Genomic DNA, 8,971 nt, shown 5'->3' with positions numbered 1-8,971 from the left:
CATGCCCCCGGCCATCGTCTTCGACCTCGACGGCACGCTGATCGACAGCGCCCCCGACATTCAGGGCATCGCCAACCGGCTGTTGGCCGGCGCGGGCGCGGCACCGCTGGACCTGGACGAGGTGCGCGCCTTCATCGGCAACGGCATGTCGGTCTTTGTCGCCCGCATGCGCGCGGCGCGCGGCATTCCCGACAGCGACCATGCCGGCCTGCTGGCCGGCTTTACCGAAGCCTATGACGAGGCCGTGCACCTGACGCAGCCTTATCCGGGGGTTGCATCGGCCTTGGCGGCCTTGTCCGGGTCTGGGTGCCGTCTGGGCATCTGCACCAACAAGCCGGTGCGACCGGCCCGGGCGGTGCTGCATCACCTGGGCCTTTCGCACCATTTCGCCGCCATCCTGGGCGGCGACAGCCTGCCGCAGCGCAAGCCCGACCCTGCCCCGCTTCTGGCCGGTTTCGAAGCACTGGGCGGCGGCGCGCGGCGCATCTACGTTGGCGACAGCGAGGTCGACGCCGAAACCGCCCAGCGTGCCGGCGTGCCGTTCCTGCTGTTCACCCGCGGCTATCGCAAGGCCCCGGTCGCCGAAATCCCCCACAGCGCCGCCTTCGACGACTTCGCCGAGCTTCCTGCGCTGGTCGCGGCATCGCTGGGCTGAACGCCGGGGCCGCAAGCCTGCACGGGGCGCCGGGCTGGCGCGCCAGCGGCGCAAGGCAGAAAAGCCTTTGGGTATCGCACCAAACCGCTTCGGTATTGGACCGCCGGGCCGACACAATGCCATCTTCTGCGCATCGAAAGACCCGAACCAAAGGCCGGAGCCGTGACCAGGACAGACCGTATCGAAGCCATCCTCATCGACGTGCCCACCGTGCGTGGGCATGTGCTCTCGATGACCACGATGCTGACCCGGTCGGTTGTCCTGGTGCGCATCCGTTTCTCGGACGGGTCCGAGGGCCTGGGCGAGGGCGCCTCCATCGGCGGTTTGTCCTGCGGGCCACAAAGCCTGGAAAGCGTGAAGCTGGCCATCGACGCCTACATCGCCCGTGCGGCCGGGATCGACCTTTACGGCGGCACCATGCTGGAAAGCGGCCTCGGCACCGCCGCCGCGATCCAGCTGTTCGCCACCGTGCCGGAATGGCAGTTCGGAACCGAGCTGTTCGGGCCTTTGCTGCTGAGGACGAGATTCTGGCCACGCCGCTGGAATACAAGGATTCCTCGGTGACCTTGCCGCAGGGGCCGGGCATCGGGGTCAGCCTCGACGATGACAAGGTGAACCTCTACCGCCGCAACCGCCAGATTTCGGTCAAGGCCATTGCGGGCGAGTGACAGCCCCCATCGGGGGAAGGAATGACCCGAAGTGCAGCGCTTTCCGGGACCGAGGGAGAATTGTCCCGCAAGCGGCATCAAGGGGGGAGAGAGCCATGTTCACCGAAGCCGGTCTCGACGAGATCGTCCGCTGCCTCGACGGCATCGTGCAGGACAAGCCGGAAGAAGGCATCTTTCGCGCCCGCCGCGACATGTTCGCCGGCCCCGAGGGCTCTGTTGCCCGAATTGTCTGAAGGGTGTCATGTGGAGACTCCAGCACGATCGGCGCATGAGCAGACCGCCCCGCCTCCAAGACCCGCAACCGACCGGCCTGCAACGAACCGCTCAAGCGCCGCGTGGCGGACCTGTGCGACCGCGTCACCCGCCCGGTGGCCGATTGGCGCACCGCACGCGCCATTCTGGGGCTGGCCCCGGCCCTGGCCAGGGATGCGGCCTGAACAACAGCGGGCGGCCGCGGCATCGCCGCCCCTCCGCCCTCTGCCGATCCGCGGGTTCCCAAGGCAGAATATCCGGGGCAGTCGCCCTAATTCCGCCACATTCTGCTGGCTAATGTTTCCACATCGGGCACAAAGACCCGGCGATCAAGGCAACGAGCAGACAGGCACCGGGGCGCAAGGCAACTTGTGCCCCGGCCCCATTCCACAATCCTTCAGGCCGGCTCGCGCACCACGCGCGGCACCTTGAATTCCACGTTTTCCTGCGCCGTCTCGACCAGTTCGACGGTGGTGTCGAACCGGGCGCGAAAGGCGTCGATCACCTCGTTCACCAGCACCTCGGGCGCGCTGGCCCCGGCCGTGATTCCCACCGACCGGATCCCCGCCAGCGCCCGCCAGTCGATATCGGCCGCGCGCTGCACCAGCTGCGCATAGCCGCACCCCGCCGCCGCCCCGACCTCGACCAACCGGCGCGAGTTCGACGAATTCGGCGCCCCGATCACCAGCAGCGCATCGATCCGCGGCGCAATCGCCTTGACCGCGGCCTGCCGGTTGGTGGTGGCATAGCAGATGTCGTCATGCGCCGGCGCCAGAATGGCCGGGAACCGCGCCTGCAGCGCCGCGGCAATGTCGGCGGTATCATCGACCGACAAGGTGGTCTGGGTGATATAGGCCAGCTTTTCCGGGTCGCGCACCTGCAGCCCGGCCACATCCGCCACGGTTTCCACCAGCAGAACCTCGCCCGGCGGCAACTGCCCCATGGTGCCCACAGTTTCCGGGTGGCCGGCATGGCCGATCATCACCAGCTGCAAGCCGTTCTCGTGGTGGCGCGCGGCCTCGTTGTGCACCTTGGTTACCAGCGGGCAGGTGGCATCCACCGCAATCATGTGGCGCCGCGCCGCCTCGGCCGGCACCGATTTCGGCACGCCATGCGCGGAAAAGATCACCGGGCGGTCGTCGGGGCACTCGTCCAGCTCCTCGACGAAGACGGCGCCCTTGGCGCGCAGGTCGTCGACCACGAACTTGTTGTGCACGATCTCGTGGCGCACGAACACCGGCGCGCCCCATTTGGCCAGCGCCATTTCCACGATCCGGATCGCCCGGTCCACCCCGGCACAGAACCCGCGCGGGGCGGCCAGATACAGGGTCAGCGGCGGCAGATCGGCGGTCATCGGCATCCTCGCAACAGGCTCCTCCGCGAGGTAGCCCGAATCCGCCGGCGCGTCCACCCGGACACTGTCATTTGTGCAAGACAGTCAACCCGTCAACCCCAGAGTGACAGCCGCCAGAACCGCATAGCGCGCCGTCTTGGCCAGCGCGACCAGCGGCAGAAACACCTGCAAGGGCATCCGCAACGCGCCCGCCGCCAGGCACAGGAAATCGCCCCCCGGCGCCCAGGACAGCAGCAGCGACCAGCGGCCCCAGCGCGCGAACCACGCCTCGGCCCGCGCCAGCCGGTCCGGCGGCACCCGGAACAGCCGCCCCATCCGCCCGCCCATCAGCCCGCGCCCCGCAGCCCAGGTCACCACACTGCCCAGCGTGTTGGCCACCGCAGCCACCAGCACCACCGCCAGCGGCATCACCCCCGCCAAGAGGATCCCGACAAAGGGCAGCTCGGAATTCATCGGCACCGGCGTAGCGGCCACGAAGGCCGCCAGCGCCAGTGCCGGCAAGGTCAAGGCAAGGTCCATCCCGCGATGCGCCCCGGCGTCTCCCCCCGCCGGGGCCGCTGCCCGGTCAGGCCTGGTCGCCGACCGGAACCTGGTCGGGCTCGCGTTCGACTCGCGGCCCGAAGTCGCGCGGCTCGCGCGGCGGGCGGCCAATGACCTCGCGCAGCTCGTCCAGCTCGATGAAGTTGTCGGCCTGGCGGCGCAACTCGTCGGCGATCATGGGCGGCTGGCTGCGGATGGTCGACACCACCGAAACCCGAACGCCCTGGCGTTGCAGGCTTTCCACCAGCGGCTTGAAGTCGCCGTCGCCGGAAAACAGCACGATGTGATCTACCTTGGGCGCCAGCTCCATCGCATCGACCGTCAGTTCGATGTCCATGTTGCCCTTGACCTTCCGGCGGCCCTGGCTGTCGGTGTATTCCTTGGCCGGCTTCGTCACCATCGCAAAGCCGTTGTAGTGCAGCCAGTCCACCAGCGGCCGGATGGGCGAGTATTCCTCGTTCTCCAGCAAGGCCGTGTAGTAGAAGGCGCGCACCAGCTTGCCGCGGCGCATGAACTCCTGTCGCAGCAGCTTGTAGTCGATGTCGAAGCCCAGGGCGCGGGCCGCGGCATACAGGTTGGAGCCGTCAATGAACAGCGCCAGCCTGTCATCCTTGTAAAACATCTGTTGTCCCCTCAATGAATTTCTGGTCTGAGTCCCTTCCGCAAGTGAGTGGCGGCATCGAACGGCAGGGTAGAATTCAGTCCATAGATCACAGATATTGAATTCCTGCGCGCCTTCAACCTCGTTCATACGAAAGTGTAGCATCGGCAATCCGTATGGAAAAGACAGCATTGGTCGCACTTGGCGCGAACCTGCCGCACAACGATCAACTTCCGGTTGAAACGCTGGCCGCCGCCATCCGGGCCATGACCGACGAAGGCTTTGACGCCGTGGTGCAATCGCGGTTCTACCGCACGCCCTGCTTTCCCGCCGGCGCGGGGCCCGACTACGTCAACGCTGCGCTGCGCGCGACCTGGGCCGGCGACGCGGCCGCCGCGCTGGCCGCGCTGCACCGCATCGAGGCGCGCTTCGGCCGCAGCCGCGAAAGTCGCTGGGGCGCGCGCACGCTGGACCTCGACCTGATCGCGCTGGGTGATTCGGTGCTGCCCGATGCGCCCACGCAGGCGGCCTGGGTCGCCCTGCCGGCCGCGCGTCAGGCGCAGGAAACGCCGGACCGGCTGATCCTGCCGCACCCGCGCCTGCAGGATCGCGCCTTCGTTCTGGTGCCGCTGGCCGATGTGGCCCCGCACTGGCGCCATCCGGTGACCCGGCGCAGCACCTTGCAGATGCTGGCAGCGCTGCCCGAGGCCCTGCGCGCCGAAGTCACGCCGATCTGACCGATTCCGCGCTTGTCAATCCCTGTCTGCTGCATTACTCAGGCGTCTCCATGCCCCCGACAGACTGGAGTGTCCCATGGCCCGCGTGACGGTCGAAGATTGCGTTGACAAGGTTCCGAACCGGTTCGAACTGGTGATGCTGGCCTCGCACCGCGCCCGTGAAATCGCCGCCGGCGCACCGATCACCGTGGAACGGGAACGCGACAAGAACTCGGTCGTGGCCCTGCGCGAGATCGCCGAGGAAACCCAGACCGCCGATGCCTTGCGCGAACGCATGATCGCCGCCCTGCAGACGCAGATCGAGGTCGACGAACCCGAAGAAGACAAGATGTCGCTGCTGATGGGCGCCGAGATGGACCGCCCGATGGTGGACGACATGTCGGAAGAGCGCATGCTGCGCATGCTGGTCGAAGCGAACCGCGACGACTGACGCGAACCCGGCGGACAGGCGATGATCGATGTCGAAGACCTCATCGCGCTTGTCCGCAATTACAACCCCCGCACCAACGCCGACCTGCTGCGCCGCGCCTACGACTATGGCCGGCGCATGCACGAAGGCCAGTTCCGCCAGTCGGGCGAGCCCTACTTCACCCATCCGGTCGCCGTCGCCGCCATCCTGACCGAGATGCGGCTGGACGATGCGACGATCATCACCGCGCTCTTGCACGACACGATCGAGGATACCAAGTCCACCTATTCCGAAGTCGCCCGCCTGTTCGGCGACGAGGTGGCCGAGCTGGTCGATGGCGTCACCAAGCTGACCAACCTGCAACTGTCCTCCACCCAGTCCAAGCAGGCGGAAAACTTTCGCAAGCTGTTCTTCGCCATGTCGCGCGACCTGCGCGTGATCCTGGTGAAGCTGGCCGACCGGCTGCACAACATGCGCACGATCAAGAGCATGAAGCCGGAAAAGCAGGCCCAGAAGGCCCGCGAGACGATGGAGATCTACGCCCCCCTTGCCGGCCGCATGGGCATGCAGTGGATGCGCGAGGAGCTGGAGGATCTGTCCTTCCGCGTGCTCAACCCCGAGGCGCGCAATTCCATCCTGCGCCGCTTCATCACGCTGCAACGCGAAGCCGGCGATGTGGTGCACAAGATCACCGCCGACATCCGCACCGAGCTTGACCGTGCCGGGATCGAAGCCACGGTCTATGGCCGCGCCAAGAAACCCTATTCGGTCTGGCGCAAGATGCAGGAAAAGGATCTGGCCTTTTCGCGCCTGTCCGACATCTATGGCTTTCGCATCATCACACGCAGCGTGGCCGACTGTTACCGCGCCCTCGGCGTCGTGCACCAGCGCTGGCGCGCCGTGCCGGGGCGGTTCAAGGATTACATCAGCCAGCCCAAGCAGAACGGCTACCGCTCCATCCACACCACCGTATCGGGGCGCGACGGCAAGCGGGTCGAGGTGCAGATCCGCACCCAGGAAATGCACGAGGTGGCCGAGGCCGGCGTGGCCGCGCACTGGGCCTACCGCGACGGGCAGCGCAGCGCGAACCCCTTTGCCGTCGATCCGGCGAAATGGATCGCGCAGCTGACCGAACGTTTCGAGGAAGGCGACCACGACGAGTTTCTGGAACACGTCAAGCTGGAGATGTATCAGGACCAGGTGTTCTGCTTCACCCCCAAGGGCGACGTGGTGCAACTGCCCAAGGGCGCAACCCCGCTGGATTATGCCTATGCCATCCACACGCGCATCGGCAACGCCTGCGTTTCGGCCAAGGTCGATGGCATCCGCGTGCCGCTGTGGACGCGCCTGCGCAACGGGCAATCGGTGGAAATCATCACCGCCGAAGGGCAAAAGCCGCAAGCGAGCTGGATCGACATCGTCACAACGGGCCGCGCCAAGGCCGCCATCCGCAAATCCCTGCGCGAGGAAGACCGCGGCCGTTTCGTCAAGCTGGGCCGCGAACTGGCCCGCGTCAGCTTCGAACGCTTCGGCAAGAAGGCCACCGACAAGGCGCTGCAAACCGCCGCGCGCACCCTGGGCCTGCCCGACGAGGACGAACTTCTGGCCCGCATCGGTTCGGCCGAACTGACCGCGCAGAAGGTGGTCGAAACGCTTTACCCCGAACTGGCCACCGCCCCGGACGAGGTCGATGCCACCCGCCCCGTGGTCGGCCTGGCCGACGACCAGACCTTTCAGCGCGCGCCCTGCTGCCAGCCCCTGCCGGGCGAACGCATCGTCGGCATCACCTATCGCGGCAAGGGGGTGGTCGCCCATGCCATCGACTGCCCGGCGCTGATCGACCTCGAAGACCAGCCCGAACGCTGGATCGACCTGCACTGGCAGTCGGGCCGCCATGCCGCGGTGCATACCGTGACGCTGGAACTGACCATCTCGAACGCGGCCGGGGTGCTCGGGCGCATCTGCACGCTGATCGGCGACCGCAAGGCGAATATCTCGGACCTCCATTTTGTTGACAAGAAACCCGACTATTACCGCATCGTGATCGACGTGGACCTGCGCGATGTGGAACATCTGCACAACCTGATGATGGCGCTGGATGCCGAAAGCGATGTTGCACGGGTGACCCGGCTGCGCGATCAGAAACGCAGGCCCTGACACGGGCGCGACTACTCTGGAGAAGGACAGACCTTGGTCTTCAAGCGGCGCGATGCACGGTCCTGGGCGCGGGTCGCGGTGGAATTCTTCTGGCCCCGCGGCGGCTGGAAACGCGCGGCCAGCTATGTCATGCACCGCCTGCGCCGGCTGCCCGACAGCCCCGAACGCATTGCCCGCGGCATCTTTGCCGGGGTCTTCGTCAGCTTCACCCCGCTGTTCGGCTTTCACTTCCTGTCGGCGGCGGCAATCGCGCTGCTGTACCGCGGCAACATCCTTGCAGCACTACTGGCCACCTTCGTGGGCAACCCGATCACCTTTCCGATCTTTGCCACCATGTCGCTGGAAACCGGCTACTGGCTGCTGGGGTCGGACTATCGCATGCCGCTCAGCCAGGTGATGCCCGCCTTCGGCGAGGCGACCTCGCAACTGTGGAAGAACATCATCGGCCTGCTGACCGGCGGGCCGACGCATTGGGAACAGCTCGCCCGTTTCTTCCACAAGGTCTATCTGCCCTACATGGTGGGCAGCATCCTGCCGGGCACGCTGGTGGGGTTGATCTTTCAGTATGCCAGCCTGCCGCTGATCCGCGCCTATCAGCGCCTGCGGTCGCGCAAGCTGATGGAGCGGGTGGAAAAGCGCCGCGAAGCCCAGTTGCTGGCGCTGGCCGAGGCCGAGGCCGCCGACTTGGAGGCACTGGAAGAAGACGAGGATGCCACGCCCCCCAAGCGGCCCCGGCCGCCGCGCCGGCGCGGGAAACCCGGCGCGGGCGCGGCACCCGAACCCGGCGCAGCGGGCGACAACCGCCCGCCCGCGTCGTAACCCGGAACGGCGCCTTACAGGCTGGGGGTCATTCGCTTGGTGTTCAAACGCAGGGATCATAGATCCTGGACGCGGGTCGCGGCCGATTTCCTTTACCCGCGCAGCGGATGGCGGCGGGCGACCAGCTATGTGCTGCACCGCCTGCGCCGGCTGCCCGACAGCCCGCACAAGATCGCCCGCGGCGTGGCGGCCGGCATGTTCTGCAACTTTCCGCCGCTGTTCGGGGTGCAGATGCTGTCGGCCGCGCTGCTGGCTTTGGTGTTTCGCGGCAACGTGCTGGCCGCGGTGCTGGCCACCTTCGTTTCCAACCCGGTGACGACGCCGCTGATCGCGCTGATGTCGCTGGAACTGGGGCACTGGATGCTTGGCACGCAGGCCGGGCTGAACATGGGCATGGTGGTCGATGCCTTTACCGCCGCCGGCATCGAAATCTGGTCGAATCTGATCGCATTGTTCACCCACGAACCGACAAGGTGGTATCGGCTGCGGGGATTCTTCTTTGCCATCCTGCTGCCCTACACGCTGGGCAGCGTCCTGCCCGGCATCGCCGCTTCGGTCGCCACTTATTACCTGTCGCTGCCGCTGATCGGCGCCTATCACCGCCTGCGCGACCGGCGGCGCATCGAACGCGCCGAACGGCGCCGCGCGGGCCGGATGCTCGACATCGCCCGGGCCGAAGCCGCCGACTGGCAGGACATCGCCGGCGATGCGCCCCCGCCGCCGGCGCCCGATGGCGGCAAGAACGACTGACCGAGGTGTTTCCTTTCGCCGTCCCGCGC

At 67.0% G+C, this 8,971-nt stretch carries 11 protein-coding genes; 8 read left to right on the top strand and 3 right to left on the bottom strand.

Features of this window, described 5'->3' with window-relative positions; all coding sequences use genetic code 11:
• Position 1 precedes the first annotated feature (1 nt).
• From gph to ACK4S2_RS06315, 3 genes are all read left to right on the top strand, one after another.
• Complete coding sequence (gene gph / locus ACK4S2_RS06325; protein ID WP_409621694.1) at positions 2-655, top strand: phosphoglycolate phosphatase; 654 nt, start codon at positions 2-4, stop codon at positions 653-655.
• 162 nt (positions 656-817) lie between these two features.
• Positions 818-1,219 (top strand): hypothetical protein, encoded by a 402-nt coding sequence (locus ACK4S2_RS06320; RefSeq protein WP_409621691.1) that lies wholly within the window; start codon positions 818-820, stop codon positions 1,217-1,219.
• A gap of 199 nt (positions 1,220-1,418) precedes the next feature.
• Positions 1,419-1,556 (top strand): hypothetical protein, encoded by a 138-nt coding sequence (locus tag ACK4S2_RS06315; RefSeq protein WP_409621689.1) that lies wholly within the window; start codon positions 1,419-1,421, stop codon positions 1,554-1,556.
• Between the two features lie 416 nt (positions 1,557-1,972).
• Here the strand turns inward: ACK4S2_RS06315 and ispH are convergent, their stop codons facing one another.
• The 3 genes from ispH to ACK4S2_RS06300 all read right to left on the bottom strand — a co-directional run bounded on the left by ispH (position 1,973) and on the right by ACK4S2_RS06300 (position 4,091).
• Entirely contained in the window at positions 1,973-2,929 is a 957-nt protein-coding gene (gene ispH / locus ACK4S2_RS06310) for a 4-hydroxy-3-methylbut-2-enyl diphosphate reductase (RefSeq protein ID WP_409621686.1), read from the bottom strand.
• 84 nt (positions 2,930-3,013) lie between these two features.
• Complete coding sequence (locus ACK4S2_RS06305; RefSeq protein ID WP_409621684.1) at positions 3,014-3,448, bottom strand: YqaA family protein; 435 nt, start codon at positions 3,446-3,448, stop codon at positions 3,014-3,016.
• 46 nt (positions 3,449-3,494) lie between these two features.
• Positions 3,495-4,091 carry an NYN domain-containing protein gene (locus ACK4S2_RS06300; protein WP_409621681.1) on the bottom strand — a complete coding sequence of 199 codons (597 nt, stop codon included), beginning with the start codon at positions 4,089-4,091 and terminating at the stop codon, positions 3,495-3,497.
• A 155-nt stretch (positions 4,092-4,246) separates the two neighbouring features.
• On the opposite strand from ACK4S2_RS06300, the gene folK reads away from it, so the two are divergent.
• The 5 genes from folK to ACK4S2_RS06275 all read left to right on the top strand — a co-directional run bounded on the left by folK (position 4,247) and on the right by ACK4S2_RS06275 (position 8,942).
• Entirely contained in the window at positions 4,247-4,807 is a 561-nt protein-coding gene (folK, locus tag ACK4S2_RS06295) for a 2-amino-4-hydroxy-6-hydroxymethyldihydropteridine diphosphokinase (RefSeq protein ID WP_409621679.1), read from the top strand.
• 76 nt (positions 4,808-4,883) lie between these two features.
• Complete coding sequence (gene rpoZ / locus ACK4S2_RS06290) at positions 4,884-5,237, top strand: DNA-directed RNA polymerase subunit omega (protein WP_409621677.1); 354 nt, start codon at positions 4,884-4,886, stop codon at positions 5,235-5,237.
• Positions 5,238-5,258: 21 nt separating this feature from the next.
• Positions 5,259-7,373, top strand: a complete 2,115-nt coding sequence (locus ACK4S2_RS06285; protein ID WP_409621674.1) for a RelA/SpoT family protein — start codon at positions 5,259-5,261, stop codon at positions 7,371-7,373.
• A 33-nt stretch (positions 7,374-7,406) separates the two neighbouring features.
• A complete protein-coding gene (locus tag ACK4S2_RS06280; RefSeq protein ID WP_409621671.1) occupies positions 7,407-8,192 on the top strand; it encodes a DUF2062 domain-containing protein in 786 nt (261 codons plus the stop codon).
• 39 nt (positions 8,193-8,231) lie between these two features.
• Positions 8,232-8,942 carry a DUF2062 domain-containing protein gene (locus ACK4S2_RS06275; RefSeq protein WP_409621732.1) on the top strand — a complete coding sequence of 237 codons (711 nt, stop codon included), beginning with the start codon at positions 8,232-8,234 and terminating at the stop codon, positions 8,940-8,942.
• Positions 8,943-8,971 lie beyond the last annotated feature (29 nt).

It is taken from the genome of Gemmobacter sp. (assembly GCF_046292685.1).
Classification (GTDB): Bacteria; Pseudomonadota; Alphaproteobacteria; order Rhodobacterales; family Rhodobacteraceae; genus Wagnerdoeblera.
The sequence above is the reverse complement of the archived record's forward strand: the minus strand, read 5'-3'. Positions and strand labels throughout refer to the sequence as shown.

Excerpts from the sequence above, each read along its gene's own strand:
- gph (WP_409621694.1), top strand. The coding sequence starts at position 2 with ATGCCCCCGGCCATCGTCTTCGACCTCGACGGCACGCTGATCGACAGC.
- ACK4S2_RS06315 (WP_409621689.1), top strand. The coding sequence starts at position 1,419 with ATGTTCACCGAAGCCGGTCTCGACGAGATCGTCCGCTGCCTCGACGGC.
- ispH (WP_409621686.1), bottom strand. The coding sequence starts at position 2,929 with ATGACCGCCGATCTGCCGCCGCTGACCCTGTATCTGGCCGCCCCGCGC.
- ACK4S2_RS06305 (WP_409621684.1), bottom strand. The coding sequence starts at position 3,448 with ATGGACCTTGCCTTGACCTTGCCGGCACTGGCGCTGGCGGCCTTCGTG.
- ACK4S2_RS06300 (WP_409621681.1), bottom strand. The coding sequence starts at position 4,091 with ATGTTTTACAAGGATGACAGGCTGGCGCTGTTCATTGACGGCTCCAAC.
- folK (WP_409621679.1), top strand. The coding sequence starts at position 4,247 with ATGGAAAAGACAGCATTGGTCGCACTTGGCGCGAACCTGCCGCACAAC.
- rpoZ (WP_409621677.1), top strand. The coding sequence starts at position 4,884 with ATGGCCCGCGTGACGGTCGAAGATTGCGTTGACAAGGTTCCGAACCGG.
- ACK4S2_RS06285 (WP_409621674.1), top strand. The coding sequence starts at position 5,259 with ATGATCGATGTCGAAGACCTCATCGCGCTTGTCCGCAATTACAACCCC.